General features: G+C 65.7%; 21 protein-coding genes and 1 riboswitch. Of the genes, 11 read left to right on the top strand and 10 right to left on the bottom strand.

Annotated features, from left to right (window positions below; translation table 11 throughout):
- Positions 1-38 precede the first annotated feature (38 nt).
- The 5 genes from mmsB to purU all read right to left on the bottom strand — a co-directional run bounded on the left by mmsB (position 39) and on the right by purU (position 5,936).
- Positions 39-1,334 carry a multiple monosaccharide ABC transporter permease gene (mmsB, locus tag KKR91_RS04405; RefSeq protein ID WP_210230187.1) on the bottom strand — a complete coding sequence of 432 codons (1,296 nt, stop codon included), beginning with the start codon at positions 1,332-1,334 and terminating at the stop codon, positions 39-41.
- Positions 1,331-2,902, bottom strand: coding sequence for a multiple monosaccharide ABC transporter ATP-binding protein (mmsA, locus tag KKR91_RS04410; protein ID WP_210230189.1), 1,572 nt, complete (start codon positions 2,900-2,902; stop codon positions 1,331-1,333). Before mmsA ends, mmsB begins: the two co-directional genes overlap by 4 nt.
- 260 nt (positions 2,903-3,162) lie before the next feature.
- Positions 3,163-4,377, bottom strand: coding sequence for an ROK family transcriptional regulator (locus tag KKR91_RS04415; RefSeq protein ID WP_210230191.1), 1,215 nt, complete (start codon positions 4,375-4,377; stop codon positions 3,163-3,165).
- Between the two features lie 92 nt (positions 4,378-4,469).
- Positions 4,470-4,994 (bottom strand): gamma carbonic anhydrase family protein, encoded by a 525-nt coding sequence (locus KKR91_RS04420; RefSeq protein WP_210230193.1) that lies wholly within the window; start codon positions 4,992-4,994, stop codon positions 4,470-4,472.
- Between the two features lie 54 nt (positions 4,995-5,048).
- Positions 5,049-5,936, bottom strand: coding sequence for a formyltetrahydrofolate deformylase (gene purU / locus KKR91_RS04425; protein ID WP_237687485.1), 888 nt, complete (start codon positions 5,934-5,936; stop codon positions 5,049-5,051).
- 45 nt (positions 5,937-5,981) lie between these two features.
- Here purU and KKR91_RS04430 point away from each other — a divergent pair, with 45 nt between their 5' ends.
- On the top strand, positions 5,982-6,518 hold the full coding sequence (locus KKR91_RS04430; protein WP_210230195.1) for a GNAT family N-acetyltransferase: 537 nt from the start codon (positions 5,982-5,984) through the stop codon (positions 6,516-6,518).
- On the opposite strand, the gene KKR91_RS04435 is transcribed toward KKR91_RS04430, so the two are convergent.
- Positions 6,515-7,627: an FAD-dependent oxidoreductase gene (locus KKR91_RS04435; RefSeq protein ID WP_210230197.1), complete on the bottom strand. Its 1,113-nt coding sequence runs from the start codon at positions 7,625-7,627 to the stop codon at positions 6,515-6,517. The two genes, KKR91_RS04430 and KKR91_RS04435, sit on opposite strands and share 4 nt — an antisense overlap.
- Positions 7,628-7,743: 116 nt before the next feature.
- Positions 7,744-7,831: riboswitch (ZMP/ZTP riboswitch) on the top strand.
- A 104-nt stretch (positions 7,832-7,935) separates the two neighbouring features.
- On the opposite strand from KKR91_RS04435, the gene glyA reads away from it, so the two are divergent.
- The 5 genes from glyA (at position 7,936) to KKR91_RS04460 (ending at position 13,058) form a co-directional block, all read left to right on the top strand.
- The gene (gene glyA / locus KKR91_RS04440; RefSeq protein ID WP_420481420.1) at positions 7,936-9,219 is read left to right on the top strand and encodes a serine hydroxymethyltransferase; all 1,284 of its coding nucleotides are present in this window, start codon (positions 7,936-7,938) and stop codon (positions 9,217-9,219) included.
- A gap of 122 nt (positions 9,220-9,341) precedes the next feature.
- Entirely contained in the window at positions 9,342-10,274 is a 933-nt protein-coding gene (locus KKR91_RS04445) for a bifunctional methylenetetrahydrofolate dehydrogenase/methenyltetrahydrofolate cyclohydrolase (RefSeq protein ID WP_237687580.1), read from the top strand.
- Between the two features lie 81 nt (positions 10,275-10,355).
- Positions 10,356-11,321: an ABC transporter ATP-binding protein gene (locus KKR91_RS04450; RefSeq protein ID WP_210230199.1), complete on the top strand. Its 966-nt coding sequence runs from the start codon at positions 10,356-10,358 to the stop codon at positions 11,319-11,321.
- The gene (locus tag KKR91_RS04455) at positions 11,314-12,213 is read left to right on the top strand and encodes an ABC transporter permease (RefSeq protein WP_237687486.1); all 900 of its coding nucleotides are present in this window, start codon (positions 11,314-11,316) and stop codon (positions 12,211-12,213) included. Before KKR91_RS04450 ends, KKR91_RS04455 begins: the two co-directional genes overlap by 8 nt.
- Positions 12,210-13,058 (top strand): ABC transporter permease, encoded by an 849-nt coding sequence (locus tag KKR91_RS04460; RefSeq protein WP_210230200.1) that lies wholly within the window; start codon positions 12,210-12,212, stop codon positions 13,056-13,058. Before KKR91_RS04455 ends, KKR91_RS04460 begins: the two co-directional genes overlap by 4 nt.
- Here KKR91_RS04460 and KKR91_RS04465 read toward each other — a convergent pair.
- Positions 13,024-13,590: an O-acetyl-ADP-ribose deacetylase gene (locus tag KKR91_RS04465; RefSeq protein WP_210230201.1), complete on the bottom strand. Its 567-nt coding sequence runs from the start codon at positions 13,588-13,590 to the stop codon at positions 13,024-13,026. The genes KKR91_RS04460 and KKR91_RS04465 overlap by 35 nt on opposite strands.
- 153 nt (positions 13,591-13,743) lie before the next feature.
- On the opposite strand from KKR91_RS04465, the gene KKR91_RS04470 reads away from it, so the two are divergent.
- The 5 genes from KKR91_RS04470 (at position 13,744) to KKR91_RS04490 (ending at position 17,643) form a co-directional block, all read left to right on the top strand.
- Complete coding sequence (locus KKR91_RS04470) at positions 13,744-14,496, top strand: SDR family NAD(P)-dependent oxidoreductase (RefSeq protein WP_210230202.1); 753 nt, start codon at positions 13,744-13,746, stop codon at positions 14,494-14,496.
- Between the two features lie 57 nt (positions 14,497-14,553).
- Positions 14,554-15,069 carry a hypothetical protein gene (locus tag KKR91_RS04475; protein WP_210230203.1) on the top strand — a complete coding sequence of 172 codons (516 nt, stop codon included), beginning with the start codon at positions 14,554-14,556 and terminating at the stop codon, positions 15,067-15,069.
- Positions 15,070-15,163: 94 nt separating this feature from the next.
- Complete coding sequence (locus KKR91_RS04480) at positions 15,164-16,027, top strand: exodeoxyribonuclease III (RefSeq protein ID WP_237687487.1); 864 nt, start codon at positions 15,164-15,166, stop codon at positions 16,025-16,027.
- Entirely contained in the window at positions 16,024-17,061 is a 1,038-nt protein-coding gene (trpS, locus tag KKR91_RS04485) for a tryptophan--tRNA ligase (protein ID WP_210230206.1), read from the top strand. The genes KKR91_RS04480 and trpS overlap by 4 nt, the downstream gene beginning before the upstream one ends.
- A gap of 3 nt (positions 17,062-17,064) precedes the next feature.
- A complete protein-coding gene (locus tag KKR91_RS04490; protein WP_210230208.1) occupies positions 17,065-17,643 on the top strand; it encodes a 2'-5' RNA ligase family protein in 579 nt (192 codons plus the stop codon).
- Positions 17,644-17,661: 18 nt separating this feature from the next.
- Here KKR91_RS04490 and KKR91_RS04495 read toward each other — a convergent pair whose 3' ends face one another.
- The 3 genes from KKR91_RS04495 to sdhA all read right to left on the bottom strand — a co-directional run bounded on the left by KKR91_RS04495 (position 17,662) and on the right by sdhA (position 21,089).
- Positions 17,662-18,435, bottom strand: coding sequence for an alpha/beta hydrolase family protein (locus KKR91_RS04495; RefSeq protein ID WP_210230210.1), 774 nt, complete (start codon positions 18,433-18,435; stop codon positions 17,662-17,664).
- A 111-nt stretch (positions 18,436-18,546) separates the two neighbouring features.
- Entirely contained in the window at positions 18,547-19,323 is a 777-nt protein-coding gene (locus tag KKR91_RS04500; RefSeq protein ID WP_210230212.1) for a succinate dehydrogenase iron-sulfur subunit, read from the bottom strand.
- Positions 19,323-21,089 (bottom strand): succinate dehydrogenase flavoprotein subunit, encoded by a 1,767-nt coding sequence (gene sdhA / locus KKR91_RS04505; protein ID WP_210230214.1) that lies wholly within the window; start codon positions 21,087-21,089, stop codon positions 19,323-19,325. The genes KKR91_RS04500 and sdhA overlap by 1 nt, the downstream gene beginning before the upstream one ends.
- Positions 21,090-21,128: the final 39 nt, after the last annotated feature.

Below are 21,128 nucleotides of genomic sequence, written 5' to 3' on the forward strand. Positions count from 1 at the left end.
TGGTGATTGGGGTGGCCGCGGAAGGTTCCGGGCCGGGCTCAGGCATCGGTGCCGATGACGGATTTGGTGCCGGTGGGCATCGGTTCGGGCTGGGCAGCCGGTACGGCCGGCTCCTTGGACTTGGTGCCGCCGCCGAAGTTCCGTGTCAGCAGGCCGATGATGGACGGCTTGCCCTGCGTCTTGTTCCACACGTCAAGGGCGACGGCCAGCAGCAGCACCAGGCCCTTGATGATGGACGTGCGGTCCGCGCCGATGCCAAGCAGCTGGAGGCCGTTGTTGAGTACGGCCATGACCAGGCCACCCACTACGGAGCCGACGACGGTTCCCACGCCGCCGCTCACGGCAGCGCCGCCGATGAACACTGCCGCAATGGCATCGAGTTCCCAGCCGGTGCCGTCTGCGGGGCCGGATGCGGTCGCCCGAGCCACGAAGATCATGCCGGCCAGCGCGGCCAGGATGGACATGTTCATCATGACCAGGAAGTTGACCTTCTTGCTTTGGACGCCGGACAGCTCGGCGGCGTGGCGGTTGCCGCCGACCGCGTACACATGCCGGCCGAAGATGGTCTTGTTCGAGACGAACGCGTAGATGATGACCAGTGCGCCCAGAATGATGCCCGAGACCGGGAACGAGGTTCCCGGTCGGCCGGTGGCGAACAGGTAGGTGGCGTAGACGATGGCAGCGCAGAGCAGGCCGGTCTTGACCACCGAGACCCACAGCGGCGGGTTTTCCGACCCGAGCCGGGCATTGCGCCGGCGCTTGCGGACATCACCGAGGATGACGGCGGCGCACAGCCCCAGCCCAAGGAGGACGGTGAGGTTGTTGTACCCGGTGTTGGGGCCGATTTCGGGAAGGTAACCGGAGCCGATGACCTGGAATTCGGAGGGGACAGGAACCGTGTTGGAACGGCCGATCCACTGGTTGGCACCGCGGAAAATGAGCATCCCGGCGAGCGTGACAATGAACGCGGGAATCCCGACGTAGGCCACCCACATGCCCTGCCAGGCGCCGATCAGTGCTCCCAGCGCCAGGCCGAGCAGGATGCCCATGTACCAGGGCAGGCCCCAGTCGCGCATGGCCATGGCCACCACAATCCCTGTGAACGCCGCGACGGAGCCCACGGAGAGGTCGATGTGTCCGGCAATGATCACGAAGACCATGCCCACGGCCAGGATCAGGATGTAGGAGTTGCCGTTGAACAGGTTCATCATGTTCGTGGAGGTGAGCGTCTTCCCGCCGGTGGCGATTTGGAAGACAGCCACCAGCGCGACGAGCGCGACGACCATTCCGAACTGGCGGCCGTTTCCGCCCAGGAGTTGTTTGAGTGCTTTCATGAGGGGTTTCCTTGAGTGGCGTAGTCAGCGGGTTTCCTGCCGGAGGAGGTCATGAGCCTCATCAGGTTTTCCTGAGTGGCCTCGGCCTTGGAAACCTCTCCGGTGATGGCGCCTTCGAAAATGGTGTAGATACGGTCCGAGAGGCCTAGAAGTTCCGGCAACTCGGAGGAGATGACGATGACGCCTTTGCCCTGGTTGGCCAGCTCCTGGATGATGCCGTAGATCTCGTACTTGGCCCCCACGTCAATGCCGCGGGTGGGTTCGTCCAGAATCAACAGGTCCGGGTCGGTAAACATCCACTTGGCCAGGACAACCTTCTGCTGGTTTCCGCCGGAAAGCTTGGAGACTCCCTCGTCCACGCTGGGCGCTTTGGTGCGCAGGCTCGTGCGGTACTGCTCGGCGTAGCGGTACTCGGCGTCGTCGTCGACCACCAGGCCCTTGGTGATTTTCTGCAGGTCCGCCGAGACCGTGGTGGCCTTGATGTCATCCAGGAGATTCAGTCCCAGGGACTTGCGGTCCTCGGTCACGTAGGCCAGGCCGTGCCGGATCGCCGAGGGCACTGACTTGAGCGTGATCTCGCGGCCGTCCTTGACGATGGTGCCGGAGATGAAGTTGCCGTAGGACCGGCCGAACACCGAGCGGGCCAGTTCGGTGCGGCCGGCACCCATGAGCCCGGCAAAGCCGACAATCTCTCCCCGGCGGACGTGGAAGTTGGACCCTTTGCAGACCAGCCGGTCGGCTATTTGCGGATGGCCCACCGTCCAGCCGCTGACCTCGAAGAAGGTCTCGCCGATCTGCGGCGTGTGGTCTGGGAAACGGGATTCCAGCGACCTGCCCACCATGCCCTTGATGATGCGGTCTTCATCGGCGCCGTCGAGGGCCACGTCGATGGTCTCGATCGATTTTCCGTCGCGGATGATCGTGATGGAGTCCGCGATCCGTTCGATCTCATTGAGCTTGTGCGAAATCATGATGCAGGAGATGCCCTTGGCACGCAGCCCGGCGATCAGGTCCAGCAGGTGCGTGGAGTCCGTCTCGTTCAGTGCGGCTGTCGGCTCGTCGAGGATCAGCAGCTTGACCCGTTTGCTCAGCGCCTTGGCGATTTCCACCAGCTGCTGCTTGCCGACGCCAATGTCCTTCACCGGTGTGGTGGGGTCATCGCTCAGCCCCACGCGCGCCATCAGTTCTATGGCTTCCTGGTTTGCCTTGTCCCAGTTGATGACACCGAACCGGCGGGGCTCGTTTCCAAGGAAGATGTTCTCCGCGATGGATAGTTCGGGGATCAGCGCCAGTTCCTGGTGGATGATGACAATTCCGGATGCCTCTGAGGAGCGGATGTCCTTGAACCGGACCTCTTCGCCCTCGAAGACGATCTCACCGCTGTAGCTGCCGTAAGGGTAGACCCCCGAGAGCACCTTCATCAGTGTGGATTTGCCGGCACCGTTCTCTCCGCAGATGGCGTGAATCTCCGCTGCATGGACGGTGAGGGAAACATCCGAGAGGGCTTTGACCCCCGGAAACTCCTTGGTGATGGAGCGCATTTCCAGAATGGTGGGATTAGCCGTCATGGCTGGCTTTCCAGCCGTTGCGGCAGGTGGCGCAACCTGCGCCGGGTGGTGGAGCTGCTGGTGCTGCTCGCATGGGTGCCTCCAGTTAGGACTTCATTGTCTAGATACAGCTCACACTCGTTGATGATGCAAATCACAATGTGAGCCGATATAGCAGTAAACTCCTGCAACGGGTTGCCGTCAAGTCTTGAACGCAACAGGGGGTGAAGGCAGGTGGTTTTCCAGCAGTCCGAAGGCGGGCGGCACAGGCCTTGCCGGGGCTAACCCAGAAGGGCTCCGTGCCTGCCCAGCACCAGGGCGGCAGCACCGAGGGCCTCGGCCCGGTCCCCGAGGCTGGACATCAAAACCTGGGTGGATTCCCCGACCAGCGGTACGCAATGGCGGATGAATCCGCGGCGCACCGGCGCCAGGAAGGTGTCACCCAGGCCGGTCAGCGAACCGCCAAGGACGATGATTTCGGGGTTTAGGGTGTTCGCCACGTTGGCGGCCGCACGCCCGACGGCGAGACCGGCGTCGTCAATGATCCGCAGCGTGGCCGGGTCGCGGGCTGCTGCCCTGTCCACGATGTCTGCGGTCTGGATCGGTTCGCCGGCTCCGCGGCTCAGCAGCTCGATCATGACGGACGTGGATGCGACGGTCTCCAGGCAGCCCCGGTTGCCGCAGCGGCAGACCACCCCGTGCTCGGACACGGTGGCATGGCCGATTTCACCGGTGATGCCCAGGTGCCCGTAGAAAAGGGCGCCGTTGATGACCAGTCCGGCGCCGATGCCGGAGGCCACCTTGACGAAGACCAGGTTGTCGGTGCCCCGGTGCGGTCCCCAGGTGACCTGGGCAAGGGCGCCCAGATTCGCGTCATTGTCCACGTGGACGGGGGTCCCGAGCCGTTCCGCCAGGGCCTCGCGGATGTTGATGCCCACCCATTCCGGCAGGATCGCTCCGTGGACCACCGTTCCGGTGCGGCGGTCGATGGGGCCCGGGATGCCGACGCCGGCCCCCAGGACTGCGGCCCGGTCCACACCCGCCTGGCCGAGCAGCTTGGCCAGGAGATCGGCGGCTGCGTCCATGCCTTCCTCTGCACAGTGGCCGAGCGGAAGCGGGACCGCCTCCTCTTCGAGGATCCGGTAGCCGAGCGAGGCCAGGACCACCCTGACATGGCGCCGGCCGATGTCGATGCCCACCGCAACCGCTCCGGTGTCGTTCAGCCGCACGGACAGGGCGCGGCGCCCGGAGCTGGTGGTGGGCTCGGTAATGACCAGCCGGTTCCCGTTCATCTCCCGCACGATATTGGAGACGGTGGCACTGGAGAGCCCGGTCTGGCGGGAGAGCTCGGCCTGGGTCTGCGGTCCGCCGGTTGCCAGCGCCGAGAGGATCCGCTGCTGGTTGCGTTGGCGCAGCGCGCTTTGCGATCCGGGTTTTCCGGGATGGACGCCCGCAGCTGTCCTGGGCCGCAACGCTGGGGCTGTGTTCTCTGGCATATGCCCCAGCGTGCTACATCACCTCGTTGTCGTCAAGAAGTGAACGCAAGCCCTGCTCTTGGTGTGATGTCCTGAACCCATCTTCGTGTCCGCTACGGGGTCTGCATGGCGTCGCGGTGCGCTGCGGCAGTCTGCAGGTAGGTCGCCGCATTCTGCCGGACGCCGGCATACTCCTCGTCCGTAAGCTCCCGCCGGACCTTTGCCGGAACCCCGGCGACGAGCGAGCGCGGAGGGATGACTGTTCCTTCCAGCACCACTGCTCCGGCAGCCACCAGGGAACCGGCGCCGACCACGGCCCCGTTCATCACGGTGGCGCTCATTCCGATCAGGCAGTCGTCCTCCACCGTGCATCCGTGCACCACGGCGCCATGGCCGACGCTGACCCGCTCGCCCACGGTGGTGGGGAACCCGGGGTCGGCGTGGAGAACCACGTTGTCCTGCAGATTGGTCCCGGCGCCGACGCGGATCGCGTTGGAGTCCCCGCGCACACAGACGCCGTAAAACGCGCTGGAGCCTGCCGCCATCACGACGTCGCCGATCAGGGACGCAGTGGGGGCAAGGAAAACGGACGGATCGACGGTGGGGGTCTGGCCCCGGAGCGTAATGATGTTTGCCATGCGGCCAGCCTAGCCGGATACGCAAAAACGCTGGTCCGGGCCCAAAGCCTGCCCCTAGTTGAAAACGATGGTCCGCTTGCCGTCGAGCAGCACCCGGTGCTCGGCGTGCCACTGGACCGCCTTGGACAGCGTCCGGCCTTCGACATCGGAACCCAGGGCGGCCAGCTGCGTGGCCGAACGGGCATGGTCCACCCGGATCACTTCCTGCTCGATGATCGGCCCTTCATCCAGGTCGGAGGTGACATAGTGCGCCGTGGCACCGATCAGTTTCACCCCGCGCGCATGGGCCTGGTGGTACGGCCGGGCGCCCTTGAAGGAGGGCAGGAATGAATGGTGGATGTTGATGGCCCGGCCGGAAAGGTCGCGGCAAAGGTCGTTGCTCAGGATCTGCATGTAGCGCGCCAGCACCACCAGCTCGATATCCAGGTCCTGCATCAGCCCGCGCAGCTGCTCCTCAGCCGCTTCCTTGCCGGCAGGAGCCAGGGGAATGTGATGGAAGGGCACACCGTAAAACGCCGCCAACTCCGCCAGGTCCTGGTGGTTGGAGACAATTGCCGGGATCTCGATCGGCAGCGTTCCCGCCCGCTGCCGGAAGAGCAGGTCGTTGAGGCAGTGCCCGGCTTTGGACGCCATGATGAGGGTCCGTACCGGAGTGCCGGCCTTGTGCAGCTGCCATTCCATGCCGAAGGCGTCGGCCACCGGAGCCAGTGCGGCCCGGACCTCGGCGTGGGAGCCCGGAGCGGCAAAGTCGACGCGCATGAAGAAGGTCCCGGTTTCCCGGCTGCCGTACTGCTGGGATTCGATGATGTTTCCCTGCGCTGCCACAAGCCCGCCGGAGACGGCGTGGACTATCCCTGGCTGGTCCGGACAGGACAGAGTCAGCGTGTAGGCCGCTGGGCCGGTGTTGGCGTCGGTTGGCAGAGGTGCTGGAAAGTCGCTCACATTTCAAGGTTACCCGCCCGGGAGAGGCTCGCTTAGGCTAAGGAAATGGACGTAACCTTCATGCCGCTCTCCGACAAGGACGTCGAAGAGCTGGTCAAGTTCCTGACAACCAATGCCTTCCCCTTCCACCGGATCACCGCGCCGTCGGAGGCCCTGGTCCGCCAGCTGGTTCTCGACGGCCGTTTTGAGGCCGACGGCGTCTGCACCTATTGGGTCTTTGGAGACAACCACCGGCTGGGGCTGGCCATCGTGGAGCGGCTGGACAGCCTGTGCCCCACGTTCGACCTGCGCCTGGTGGAAGAGTCCCGTGGGCGCGGCGCCGGGGTTCCGGTGCTGCAGGCCCTGACCGGGCTGGTGTTCACGGACCGGCCTGAGGCACTGCGGTTTGCGGGCCGCACCAGGGAGGACAACATTGCCATGCGCAAGACGTTCCTCCGGTCAGGCTTCCTGAAGGAGGCGCACTACCGGGAGGACTGGCCGCTGGATGACGGGCGCCGGATCGCCTCCGTCACCTACTCTGTCCTGCGCCGTGACTGGGAACAGGGGACGGTGACCGGCTTCATCTGGGAGGACGTGGACTAGGAACCGCTTCGGGAGGGCTCCGCAGGCCGGGTCGGGGCGGAGGAGCCGGTGAGCAGCTCCAGCGCTGCCGTCGCCGCCGCGCGCCCGGCCCGCGTCGCCCCCAGCGTGGAGGAGGATTCCCCGTAGCCAACCAGGAACAGCTGCGGGCGGCCCGCCACCTGAGGTCCGTCCATCCGGATACCCCCGCCCGGTCCGCGCAGCCGCAGGGGAGCCAGATGGTCCAGGGACGCACGGAACCCCGTGGCCCACAGGACTGTGTCCAGCTCTGCCGTACTGCCGTCTGCGAAGACCACCCCCGTCCGGGTGAACCGGGCCAGAGGGCCCCGGGAAACCAGGACGCCGTCGTCGATCCCTTGCCGGTACTGGGTGGTCAGCGGCAGCTTGGTTGCTGCAACCACGCTGAGCGGGGGAAGCCCGGCACGGGTGCGCTCGCTGACCTGCTGCTCGACGTCGCGTCCCCACTCGGCGTCGAACGGGGTGCGGGTGAACTCCGGCGGCCTGCGGGTGGACCAGACGGTGCCGGCACCGGCGTCGTGCAGTTGCAGCAGGAACTGTACGGCGGAGGTTCCGCCGCCCACCACCAGGACGCGGCGACCGGCGAAGTCTCCTGCATTGGTGAAGTCCCGGGTGTGCAGCTGGGTGCCGCTGAAGGACTCCTGTCCCGGATAGCGCGGCCAGTGCGGCTTGTCCCAGGTGCCGGTGGCGTTGATGACGGCCCGGGCCAGCCAGGATCCGTGGTCCGTAGCGACGAGGAGCCGGTCCGTCCCGGCCTCGGTCACCGTGAGGGCCCGGACCGGCCGTTGGACTTGCAGCCCGAATTCCTGCTCGTAGGCGCCGTAGTAGCGGCTGACCACCGACGATGCCGGCTCGCGGGGATCCGGGGTGCCCAGCGGAAAGCGGGGCAGGTCATGGATGCCGTGCGCGGACCCCAGGGTCAGCGAATCCCAACGGTGCCGCCAGGCGCCCCCGGGGCCATCGTTGGCATCCAGGACCACGAAACCGGTGCCGGGGGCCAGGCCCCGGCGCTGCAGATGGTAGGCGGCACTTAAGCCGGCCTGTCCGGCGCCGATCACCGCCACATCAACTTCGACCGCGCTGGAGTGCGCCATGAATCCGCCTTCCGGGATGTCTTCCCTTCTGCCAACCGTCGGGCCGGCCTGCCTATTCCGTCCGGCCGCCCATTGTGACGGCGGGGAGGGGGTGTGAAGCCCGACTTCCGATACGATGGTGACGTCGCAACTGGCGTTAGGTGGGTCACCACCAGGGAGCGGCCAAGCAGCACAGACCACGGATCGCACGCCTGGGCCGGAGGTCACGCCTTCTGTTTGTCATGCCCGGGCTCTTTGTCTTATACAGAGTGTCGGGATGTGCCCGGCAGTCTGCCTGACCCATAGAACCCCTTCCCCAGGAGATCCTTGTGAGACTATCCACCCAGCCAGTGACCGACGCCCGGCTATCGGACGTCGACCCGGAAATTGCCGCGGTCCTGAACGACGAGCTGGCCCGCCAGCGGGACACACTGGAAATGATCGCCTCGGAGAACTTTGCTCCCCGCGCCGTGTTGGAGGCCCAGGGCTCGGTCCTGACCAACAAGTACGCCGAGGGCTACCCGGGCCGCCGCTACTACGGCGGCTGCGAACACGTGGATGTTGCCGAGAACCTGGCCATCGAGCGGGTAAAGGAATTGTTCGGCGCCGAGTTCGCCAATGTCCAGCCACACTCCGGTGCCTCCGCCAATGCAGCGGCCCTGGCCGCCCTGATCTCACCCGGCGACAAGCTGATGGGGCTGGATCTTGCCCACGGCGGACACCTGACCCACGGCATGAAGCTGAACTTCTCCGGAAAACTCTACGAGGTGGCGGCCTATGGCGTGGACAAGGACACCTACCGGGTGGACATGGACAAGGTCCGCGAGCAGGCGCTCGCCGAGCGGCCGAAGGTGATCATCGCCGGCTGGTCCGCCTATCCCCGCCAGCTGGACTTCGACGCGTTCGCCTCCATCGCCAAGGAGGTGGGGGCCTACCTCTGGACGGACATGGCGCACTTCGCCGGCCTGGTGGCCGCCGGCCTGCACCCGAACCCGGTGCCGGCCTCCGACGTCGTCACCTCCACCGTGCACAAGACCCTCGCCGGACCACGCTCCGGTGTCATCCTCGCCAAGGAGCAGTACGGCAAAAAGCTGAACTCGGCAGTGTTCCCGGGCCAGCAGGGCGGTCCGCTGATGCACGTCATCGCCGCCAAGGCAGTGGCTTTCAAGATTGCCGGCTCCGAAGAGTTCCGTGAACGGCAGGAACGCGTGCTGGAAGGTGCGCGGATCATTGCCGACCGGCTCAACGCCCCCGACGTCGCTGAACACGGCGTCTCCGTCCTCACCGGCGGCACCGATGTGCACCTGATCCTGGTGGACCTGCGCAACTCCGCGCTGGACGGCAGGCAGGCCGAAGACCTTCTGCATTCGGTGGGCATCACGGTGAACCGCAACTCGGTCCCGTTCGATCCGCGCCCGCCCATGGTCACCTCCGGCCTGCGCATCGGAACCCCCGCCCTGGCAACGCGGGGCTTCGGCGCCGCGGAATTCACCGAGGTTGCGGAGATCATCGCCGCGGCCCTGAAACCGGCCCCCGATGTTGAGGCACTGCGTGCCCGCGTCCAGGCCCTCACCGCGGACTTCCCGCTCTACCCCGGACAGGAACAGTGGTAACGACCATGGAAAAGGGAACCAATATGGAAGGCTCCGTGACACGGAAAGACACCACGACGCAGAAAGGCTCCGCCAACGTGCAGGAAACCCCGCCGGAATCACCCGAAACCGACAGCGTGAACCTGGGCTGGGAGAAAAAGGAGAAGACCGACTTCGGCACTCCGGTCGCCGCGCAGATCCTCGATGGCCGCAAGGCTGCCCGGGAGATCAAGGAAGAACTGGCGGAGCGTGTCGCGGTCCTGAAGGAGACGCACGGCATCACCCCGGGCCTGGGAACCGTCCTGGTCGGTGACGACCCGGCCAGCCATTCCTACGTGGGCGGCAAGCACAAGGACTGCCAGCAGGTGGGCATCAACTCGGTCCGCCGGGACCTGCCCGAAGACATCAGCCAGGAGGACCTGGAGAAGGTCATCGACGAACTCAACGCCGATCCTGCCACCACCGGGTACATCGTCCAGCTGCCGCTGCCGGCACATATCGACACCAACGCGATCCTGGAACGGATTGCCCCGGAAAAGGACGCCGACGGGCTGCACCCGGTGAACCTGGGCCGGCTGGTCCTGAACGTCAGCGAACCGATGACCTCTCCGCTGCCGTGCACTCCGCACGGGATCGTTCAGCTGCTGGTCCGCAACGGGATCTCCCTGAACGGCAAGAAGGTGCTGGTGGTCGGCCGCGGCGTCACCGTGGGCCGCCCGCTGGGCCTGCTGCTGACCCGCCGTCCGATCAACGCCACGGTGACCCTGGCGCATACCGGCACGGTGGACCTGTTTGAACACCTGCAGGAAGCCGACGTGGTGGTGGCCGCCGCCGGGTTCCCGGAAATGATCAGGGCCGAGGACCTCAAGCCCGGGGCCATCGTGCTGGACGTGGGCGTGACCCGGGTGACCGATCCGGAGACGGGCAAGACCACCCTGACCGGCGACGTCGAGCCGGCGGCAGCTGACGTGGCGTCCTGGATCTCCCCGAACCCCGGGGGAGTCGGTCCGATGACCCGGGCCATGCTGCTCTCCAACGTGGTGGAGGCCGCCGAGCGCGCTGCCGGGATTCTCTAGGCACCGCTTCCGGTTATTTAGCCGCTGGTCCGGGCCGCGCCGCGCGCGCTCCGGACCGGCGGCGTGCATTAGGCTGTTGCAGTGCCGCAGATCACACCATCCCAAACCGTTCCCCGGACCGCCTCCGCTACCGTCATTTCCGCTCATAACCTGACCAAGACCTACGGCAGTTTCAACGCTGTGGACGGCATCAGTTTCGAGGTGCCGGCCGGGGAGTCCTTCGGCCTGCTCGGACCCAACGGGGCCGGCAAATCCACGACCATGAAAATGATCGGCGGTGTTTCCTCCCGCACCTCCGGCGACCTGGCCATCATGGGCCTGGACCCGGACCGCTACGGGCCCGAAGTGCGGGCGCACCTGGGTGTGGTCCCGCAGCAGGACAATCTTGACGAGGACCTGCGGGTGCGTGACAACCTCCTGGCCTACGGCCGCTACTTCGGCCTGCCCAAGAGCTACCTCGGGCCCAAGGCGGACGAACTGCTGGAGTTCGCCCAGCTCACCGACAAAGCCAAGGCACGGGTGGACTCGCTCTCCGGGGGGATGAAGCGGCGGCTGACCATCGCCCGGTCGCTGATCAACGACCCCAAAATCCTGCTGCTGGATGAGCCCACCACCGGTTTGGATCCGCAGGCCCGGCACATCCTCTGGGACCGGCTCTTCCGGCTCAAGGAAGCCGGCGTCACGCTGATCCTGACCACCCATTACATGGACGAGGCAGAGCAGCTGTGCGACCGGCTGGTCGTGGTGGACAAGGGAAGAATTATGGCCGAGGGTTCACCGGCTGCGCTGATCCGGGAGCATTCCACCCGCGAGGTGCTGGAGCTGCGCTTCGGCTCCGAGCGCAACACCACGGTGGCCGGTGAACTGGAAGGAATCGGCGAACGGCTCGAGACACTTCCGGACCGCGTCCTGATCTACGCCAACGACGGCGAGGCCGCCCTCGAGGCGGTCAGCGCCCGCGGGCTGCGTCCCATTACCTCGCTGGTGCGCCGCTCCTCGCTGGAGGACGTGTTCCTCCGGCTGACCGGCAGGAGCCTCGTTGACTGAGCGGCAGCCCTCCGGCCCTGTCACCGCCCCGGCTGACCACCATGCCGTGCTGGGGCTGCGCTCACCGCTGACACCGGAAGAGACGGCGGTCCGGGCGCGGCGCTTTGGCGCGCTCTACTACGCCGAACACTGGGTCCGGCGCATGCGCGGCTATGGCTGGACCGTGCTCATGACGGCGGTGGGCACGCCGCTGGTGTACCTCTTTGGCATGGGCGTGGGGCTTGCCTCGCTGGTGGATACCAGCGGAGCAGCGTTCGACGCCGGCAACGGGACCTCGGTGTCCTACCTCTCCTTCGTGGCGCCGGCGCTGCTGGCCACCGCCGCGATCATGGTCGCCAGCGAGGAGAACACCTATACGGTGATGGGCGGCTTCAAATGGCACCGGACCTATTACGGCCCCAACGCCTCTCCGCTAAGCAGCGGCCAGCTGGTGGACGGGCACCTCATCGGCTTTTCCGTCCGGCTGCTGATCACCACCGGAACGTACTTTGCATTCCTGCTGGCGTTCGGAGCCGTTGATCGGCCCGCTACCGCCTGGCTGATGATCTTCACGGCCATTCTGGGCGGCGTGGCCTTTGGGTTGCCGCTGATGGCCTTCAGTGCTTCCCTCGAAGAGGATAAGGGCCAGTTCGCCATGGTGCAGCGGTTCATCGTGATGCCGCTGTTCCTGTTCTCGGGCACCTTCTTTCCGCTGGAATCCCTGCCCGGAGCCATCCGGTGGATCGGCTGGATCTCCCCGCTGTGGCACTCCACCGAGCTGGGACGCATCCTGAGCTACGGCTATGTGGAACCGCCGGCCCTGACTGCGGTGCACCTGGCGTATTTGCTGCTGCTTGCCGTCGTCGGCTGGCTCCTGGCGCGCCGCAACTTCACCCGGAGGTTGGGAAAATGACGCATGGAAGAGCGATCGCGGCCCCGCGGCTTGCCCCCACCCAACTGGCGCCGGAAAACCGTATTCTCGGGTCCCTTTACGCCCGGAACATCCGCTCGGTTTTCGCCCGCGGGCTCAAAGCCACCTGGGGCAGCAACTACGCGGTCATGATCAGCGGGTTCGTGGAACCGGTGCTGTACCTGGTGGCCATGGGTATCGGGCTGGGGTCCCTGATCGGCACCGTTGCAGGGCCGGGCGGCCAGGAGATCGGTTACGCCAACTACATTGCTCCGGCGCTGCTGGCCGTTTCCGCCATGAACGGCGCCGTTTACGACTCCACCATGAACGTGTTCTTCAAACTGAACTACGCCAAGCTTTATGAAGGCATGCTCGCCACCTCGCTGGGGCCGCTCGACGTCGCCCTCGGGGAAATCCTGCTCGCGCTGTTGCGCGGGGCCATGTACGCCACCGGCTTCACCGCGGTGATGGCGGCCATGGTGCTGATCACGTCGCCGTGGGCGCTGCTCATGATTCCGGCGGCCGTGGTGGTGGCCTTCGGGTTTGCCTCCTTCGGCATGGCCATCACCAGCTATATGAAGACCTTCCAGCAGTTGGACTGGGTGGGTTTTGTCATGCTGCCGATGTTCCTGTTCTCCGCGACCTTCTACCCGCTCAGCGTGTACCCCCAGGGCATCCAATGGGTCATCCAGGCGCTGCCGCTCTGGCACGGGGTGGAAATGATGCGCCAGCTCAGCATGGGCCTGATCGACTGGTCCACCGCCGGGCACCTGCTCTACTTCATTGTGATGATCGCCCTGGGACTGGTGGTGACTACCCGGCGACTTCGGGCCCTGTTCCTGAAGTAGGCGTTCCTCGATCAGCTGCCAGCTCCTCCCAAACCGAGCGGAACAGCCGTTCCAGGCCCGGGTTGAAGAGCACAAACTCCACCGACTGCACACTCCGGGCGGGATGGGCGGCCACCGTCCGCAGCCCCGTCTCGGCCACCACCGCGGGGTCCCAGCCGTACACCCCGGCGCTGATCGCGGGAAAGGCCACGGTGGCGGCACCGAGCTCCTCGGCCACCTCCAGCGAGCGCCTGAAGCTGGAGGCCAGCAGCTCGGGGTCCGTCTGCCCAGCCCGCGCATTGGGGCCGACGGTGTGGATCACCCAGCGCGCCGGCAGGGAGAACCCGGGCGTAGCCACCGCGTCTCCGACGGGCAGGCCCTGTGCATAGGCTCCGGCCCGCAGCTCACGGCAGGCAGCGAGCAGTTCCGGCCCCGCCGCGCGGTGGATCGCGCCGTCCACCCCGCCGCCGCCGAGCAGCGAGGAATTGGCCGCATTCACAATCGCGTCGGCGGTACTGGCCGTGATGTCTCCGGTGCTGAAGATGATCTGCATCCGGCAAGTCTGGCACCTGCACCGATGCCTTCCGCAAGTGGAACCGGGCGGGGATCATGGGTTGCGCAGGGCGGGAGCGGGGCCGGCACCGGTCAGCAGCCGAAGCCAGGCGCACCCCGGCAGAACCGCCGGGCCCATCCCTGAGGAGTTGCCATGGCTGATCAGTTCACCGGGAAAACCGTACTCGTGACCGGCGCCGGATCCGGAATCGGCAGGGCTGCGGCCGTGGCGCTGGCCGCGGAAGGCGCCAACGTCGTCGTGAATGACCTCGATCTGGAAGCCGCCCAGGTGGTGGTGAACCAGATCTCCGACGCCGGCGGAACCGCAGTGCCCTCCGTTGGGGATGTGGGCAGGGCAGAGGATGTCAAAGGTGCGGTGGACACCGCGGTCAGCGAATTCGGTGCCCTGCACCTGGCGTTCAACAACGCCGGCATCAGCGGACCCCTCGGACTGCTCACGGAGGTGGATCTGGAAGGGTACCGGCGGGTTATCGACGTGAACCTGAACTCGGTGTTCTACGGGATGTACTACGAGATTCCGGCCATGCAGCAGGCCGGCGGCGGCGCCATCGTCAACATGTCCTCGATCCTCGGCCTGGTCGGCTCCAGCACTGCCGTGCCCTACGTGACGGCCAAACACGGGGTCACCGGCATGACGCGTGCGGCAGCGCTGGGCTACGCCAACCAGGGGATCCGCATCAACTCGGTACACCCGGGCTACATCGACACGCCGTTGCTGGAAGCGCTGCCGGGGGAGGTTTACACCTCGCTGGTGGGGCTCCATCCGGCCGGCCGGCTCGGTACCGCCGACGAAGTGGCGCATGTGGTGCTGTTCCTGCTGTCGGACCGTGCGGCCTTCGTCACCGGAGCCCAGTACGCCGTGGACGGTGCCTACACCACGCAGTAGTTTCGCCGCGGGTGGACGGTTTAACGTCCTTGGGTCCGAGTTTGAGACAATAAAGCCATGCAGTCGCTCCCCAACGGCAAGATGCCGCAGCCTTCGTCCAAGCCCCGCCGCGGGATCAGCCAGAAGATGGCATCCATCGGCATGACCCTCATGCTGCTTGTGTTCCTGGTGGCAGTGGTTTTCGCCGCGAATGAGAACGACGTCGTGGGCTGGCTGGTTGCCATTGTCTCGCTGGGCTGGCTCTGCCTGTTCGCGTTTGTGGTCTTCAGCGTGCGCGGCGCGGCCCGCAAGGCCGGCGCGAAGATCGCCGAGGCGCAGGACACCCTGAACCGCGCAGCCGGCACCGTACCCTCCGTGCAGGTCATCGATGAGGCTGCAACCATCCGCGACCAGAAGCTGGACCACAGCTTCAAGATCATTCAGGTGCAGTCCCGGGTCATCCGCGAAAACCTCGGCAAGGACCAAGACCAGGTGGACCGCGCGCTGGAGACCATCGAGATCACTTCCCACAACGCCCGTTCCATGATCAAGAAGGACGACGGCGGGCCGGTAGAAGGCACCCTGGTCGACTAGCACCGCCGGGTCATTCGACGACCCGCTGCGCGGCTGTTCCGCCGTCCGCGCGCCCAAGATGAACCGCAGGCTACTGAGGAGTATGGTTATTCGCGTGAGTTTGGCATCAGCAGGAGAAACCGCAGGCGCGGCAAAGGCGCTGCGCATTGCAACCGTAAATGTGAACGGCATCCGCGCCGCCTACAAGCGCGGCATGGCCGACTGGCTGGCTGAACGGGACATCGACATTCTGTGCCTGCAGGAAGTCCGGGCGCCGGACGCCATTGTCCGTGAACTCCTCGGGGATGAATGGTTCATCCTCCACGCCGAGGCCGAAGCCAAGGGCCGCGCAGGGGTGGCCATTGCCTCCCGCCTGGCTCCCGTTGCCACCCGCGAGCACATCGGAGATGAGTACTTCGCCCTCTCCGGACGCTGGGTCGAGGCAGACTTCAAGGTGCCGGTGGACGGCGCCGAGAAGCTCCTGACGGTTGTCAGCGCCTACGTCCACTCCGGCGAGGTGGACACGCCCAAGCAGGTGGACAAGTACCGCTTCCTTGACGTGATGGCCCAGCGGCTGCCGGCACTGAAGCAGCAGAGCGACTTCGTCCTGGTGGTGGGGGACCTCAACGTCGGCCACACCACCTTGGATATCAAGAACTGGAAGGGCAACGTGAAGCGGGCAGGCTTCCTGCCGGAGGAACGCGCCTACTTCGACCGGTTCCTCGGTGAGGAAGTCGGCTACACCGATGTCGCCCGGAAGCTGGCCGGCGACGTCCCCGGGCCCTACACCTGGTGGTCCTGGCGCGGCCAGGCCTTCGACAACGACAGCGGCTGGCGGATCGACTACCAGCTCGCGACGCCGGAACTGGCCGAACGCGCCATATCCGCCGTCGTCGACCGTGCCCCCACCTATGACAGCCGCTTCTCCGACCACGCGCCCGTCGTGGTCGACTACCAGTTCCAAGGGACAGACTCATGAGCACCTCAGTTCCTCCCACCGGCCGGCAGCGCATCCTCTCCGGCATGCAGCCCTCCGCCGACTCCCTGCACCTGGGCAACTACCTGGGCGCGCTGGTGAACTGGGTCCGGCTGCAGGAGGAGTACGACGCCTACTTCTTCATCCCGGATCTGCACGCCATCACAGTGCCGCAGGATCCCGCAGACCTGCGGCAGCGCACCCGTGTCACCGCCGCCCAGTACATTGCCGGCGGCGTGGACGTCGAGAAAGCCACCCTCTTCGTCCAGTCCCAGGTTCCCGAGCACGCCCAGCTGGCCTGGGTACTGAACTGCCTGACCGGGTTTGGCGAAGCGTCCCGGATGACGCAGTTCAAGGACAAGCAGCAGCGCTTCGGCGCCGACGCCGCATCGGTTGGCCTGTTCACCTATCCGATCCTGCAGGTTGCAGACATCCTTCTGTACAACCCGCACGGGGTACCCGTGGGGGAGGACCAGCGCCAGCACGTGGAGCTCAGCCGCGACCTGGCCAAGCGTTTCAACTCCCGCTACGGCGAGACCTTCACCGTTCCCGAGGTCTTCGTGCAGAAGGCAGCCGCGAAGATCTATGATCTGCAGAACCCCACGGCCAAGATGTCCAAATCCGCTGCGTCACCGGCCGGGCTGATCAACCTGCTGGATCCGGACAAGGTCATCGCCAAGCGCATTAAGTCGGCGGTCACCGACGACGGCACGGAGATCCGCTTTGACCGGGAAGCCAAGCCGGGGGTCAGCAACCTGCTCTCCATCTACTCCCTGGTTTCGGGGCGGAGCATCGAGACGCTGGTCAAGGAGTATGAAGGCCGGATGTACGGCCACCTGAAGGTGGACCTGGCGGAGGCCGTCACCGAGCACGTGCGGCCCATCCGGGAACGCGCCCTGTATCTGCTGGAGGATCCGGCGGAACTGGACCGGCTCCTGGCCCTCGGTGCAGCCAAGGCGCGGGAAACCGCGTCCGCTACACTGGCCGATGTGTATAACAAAGTAGGTTTCCTACCTTTGGGTTCCACTGCGGTCTGATCCATGAGTCTTTGGAATCCGAGTATCCAGGCAGGCACCGCCGACGGCGTCGACGGCGGTCCTGACGCGCCTGCCTGCACCTGCGTGGGAATCGTGATCGGGGTGCCGGAGCCCATGGCTTCGGACCTGCAGCGCGCCAGGGCATCGTTCGGGGATCCGCTGGCGGCGTTGATCCCGGCGCACATTACCGTGGTGACCACTACGGAGACCGAGGACTGGGATATCGCCGCCCGGCACGTCCGTCAGGTGGCACGCCGGCACAAGGCCTTCGAGATATCGCTGCGCGGCACGGCCACTTTCCGCCCCGTCTCACCCGTGGTGTACCTGCAGGTGGATGCCGGGCACGAGGAATGCACAGCCCTGCACAAGGAAATGCAGAGCGGGCCGCTCTCCCGGGACCTGCCTTTCCCGTACCACCCGCACGTCACGGTGGCCCACGATGTGAGTGAAGCCGGTATGGACACCGCACTGGAGTCCCTGCAGGATTACGAGGCCCGGTTCATGGTCCGCACCATCGGTCTGTATGAACACGACGCCACCGGGCTTTGGCGGCTGCGCGAGGAAGTCGCGCTCGAAGCCTAGGCTGGCGCCCGGAGAGCCCTAGATTCCGGCACCGGGCAGATAGATGGCTGCCCAGGCCGCAATGATGGCCGCTGCCCGATGAGTCTGGGCCCGGTCCACCATCAGATGGTCGCTGCCCTCCAGGGAAATGAAGTTCCGTGGATGCCTGGCCATGGAGAAAATCTCGCTGGCGTTCTCGATACCCACTGTATTGTCCGTGGGGGAGTGCATCACCAGCAGGGGCAGATGCAGCCCGCGGATGCACCCGGCCAGGTCATGGGCGGCCAGATCGTGGAGAAGCTCCTCACGGATCCGCAGGCTGCGCCCTCCCAGCTCCACCTCCGCCGAACCCGCCGCCTTGATGGTCTGCATCTCATCCTCGAAGAGATGCACCACATGGTCCGGGCGGTACGGGGCCGCGATGGTCACCACCGCGACGAGGCCCTCGACCTCCGGCGCCGCAGCCAGGACGGCAGCTCCGCCCAGGGAATGGCCGACCAGCAGGGACACGGGCCTGCCCTGGGCCTGCATGAAGGACACGGCACTGTGGATATCGGCGATCTTGGTACTGAACGTCCCGTCTTCCCAGGCGCCGGATGATCCGCCCAGCCCGGCGGCGTCGTAGCGCAGCACGCCGATGCCGTGAGCCGCCAGGGCCTTGGAGATCCGGGACGCTGCGGCGCTGTTCTTGCCCAGGGTAAAGCCGTGGCAGAACACCGCCCAGCTGCTTGCACCGCCGTCGGGCATATCCAGGGTGCCGGCCAGCGAGGTGCCGTTGACGCCGGGGAAGGAAACGGATTCAAACGTGGGCATGGGACTCACCTTAGGGGCATGGTGCAAGCGGGGCAGCAGTGGAGGGCATGCAAAAGGCGGCGCCGGCGGTCCTGGAGGACCGGCGGCGCCGCCTTGAGCGAAGCGAAAACGCTAGATGGAACGGTTCAAGATGGCCTGCTTGACCTCGGCGATGGCCTTGGTCACCTGGATGCCGCGCGGGCATGCTTCGGAGCAGTTGAAGGTGGTGCGGCAGCGCCACACGCCTTCCTTGTCATTGAGGATCTCCAGGCGCATGTCTCCGGCGTCGTCACGCGAGTCGAAGATAAAGCGGTGGGCATTCACAATGGCAGCCGGGCCGAAGTACTGGCCGTCGGTCCAGAACACCGGGCAGGAGGACGTGCACGCGGCGCAGAGGATGCACTTGGTGGTGTCATCGAAACGCTCGCGGTCCTCGGGAGACTGCAGGCGCTCCTTCGTGGGCTCGTGGCCCTTGCTGACCAGGAAGGGCATGACTTCGCGGAAGGACTGGAAGAACGGCTCCATGTCCACGATCAGGTCCTTCTCCACCGGCAGGCCCTTGATGGGTTCCACCAGGATGGGCTTGGACGTGTCCAGGTCCTTCAGCAGGGTCTTGCAGGCCAGGCGGTTGCGGCCATTGATGCGCATCGCATCGGAGCCGCAGACACCGTGGGCGCAGGAGCGGCGGAAGGAGACGGAACCGTCATGCTCCCACTTGACCTTATGCAGGGCATCCAGCACCCGGTCCGTGCCGTACATGGTCAGCTTCCACTCATCCCAGTATCCTTCGTCGGATACCTCGGGGTTGTAGCGGCGGACCTTCAGCGTGATCTCGAACGAGGGGATTTCCCCGCCCACTGATTCCGGGAGGTCGATCTTGGAGGCCGGCTCCGCAATTTCCGTTGTCATTAGTACTTCCTCACCATCGGCTCGTAGCGCGTGAAGATGACCGGCTTGGTGTCCAGTCGAATGCCCGCGGTGTGCTCGGCGTTGGCGGCTTCGTCAACCTTGTACGCCATTGAATGCTTCATGAATTTCTCGTCGTCGCGCTCCGGGAAGTCCTCGCGGAAGTGCCCGCCGCGGGACTCTTCACGGTGCAGGGCAGCCACGGTCATGACCTTGGCCAGTTCCAGCAGGAAGCCCAGTTCAACGGCTTCCAACAGGTCCAGGTTGAAGCGCTTGCCCTTGTCCTGGACGCTGATCTTCTTGTACCGCTCTTCGAGCGAGGCAATGTCGGTCAGCACCTGGTTCAGGGTGTCGGCGCTGCGGAACACCTGCATGTTGGCATCCATGGTGTTCTGCAGGTCGCGGCGGATCTCGGCAACCCGCTCCGTGCCCTCGGAGTTGCGGACCAGGTCCAGCAGCTCGATGGTGGTGGCTTCGGGGTTCTCCGGCAGGTCAACGAAGTCAGCGGTCAGCGCGTACTCGGCGGCATAGATGCCGGCCCGCTTGCCGAAGACATTGATGTCCAGCAGGGAGTTGGTGCCCAGGCGGTTGGAGCCGTGGACCGAAACGCAGGCCACTTCTCCGGCCGCGTAGAGACCGGGGATCACGGTGTCGTTGTCCTGCAGGACCTCGGCCTTGATGTTGGTCGGGATGCCGCCCATGGCGTAGTGCGCGGTCGGGAAGACCGGCACCGGCTCCGTGTACGGCTCCACACCCAGGTAGGTGCGGGCGAACTCGGTGATGTCCGGGAGCTTGGCGTCGATGTGCGCCGGTTCCAGGTGCGTGAGGTCCAGGAGGACGTAGTCCTTGTTCGGGCCGCAGCCGCGGCCTTCACGGACCTCGTTGGCCATGGAACGGGCCACGATGTCGCGGGGCGCCAGGTCCTTGATGGTCGGGGCGTAGCGCTCCATGAAGCGCTCACCCTCGGAGTTGCGCAGGATGGCGCCTTCTCCGCGGGCTGCTTCGGAGAGCAGGATGCCCAGGCCGGCGAGGCCTGTCGGATGGAACTGGAAGAACTCCATGTCTTCCAGGGGGATGCCGCGCCGGAACGCGATGCCCATGCCGTCACCGGTGAGGGTGTGGGCGTTGGACGTGGTCTTGAAGACCTTGCCCGCACCGCCGGAGGCGAACACAACGGACTTGGCCTGGAAGACGTGCAGTTCGCCGCTGGCCAGGTCGTAGGAGACGACGCCGGCTACGCGCTTCTGTCCGAAGCTGTCGGTGACGGTCAGCAGGTCCAGGACGTAGTACTCGTTGTAGAACTCCACATTGTGCTTGACGCAGTTTTGGTACAGCGTCTGCAGGATCATGTGGCCGGTGCGGTCCGCTGCATAGCAGGCACGGCGGACCGGGGCCTTGCCGTGGTCGCGGGTGTGGCCGCCGAAGCGGCGCTGGTCGATACGGCCTTCGGGCGTGCGGTTGAAGGGCAGGCCCATCTTTTCCAGGTCGAGCACGGCGTCGATGGCTTCCTTCGCCATGACCTCCGCTGCGTCCTGGTCCACCAGGTAGTCGCCGCCCTTGACGGTGTCAAAGGTGTGCCATTCCCAGTTGTCTTCTTCGACGTTGGCCAGTGCTGCGCACATGCCGCCCTGTGCCGCACCGGTGTGGGAACGGGTGGGGTACAGCTTGGTCAGTACCGCCGTACGTGCGCGCTGGCCGGATTCAATGGCGGCACGCATACCGGCGCCGCCGGCGCCGACAATTACGACGTCGTACTTATGGACCTGCATACCAGATGCTCTTTCTGTTGAAGCTTGTGAAACGTTCGT

This window comes from Arthrobacter jiangjiafuii (assembly GCF_018622995.1).
Classification (GTDB): Bacteria; Actinomycetota; Actinomycetes; order Actinomycetales; family Micrococcaceae; genus Arthrobacter_B; species Arthrobacter_B jiangjiafuii.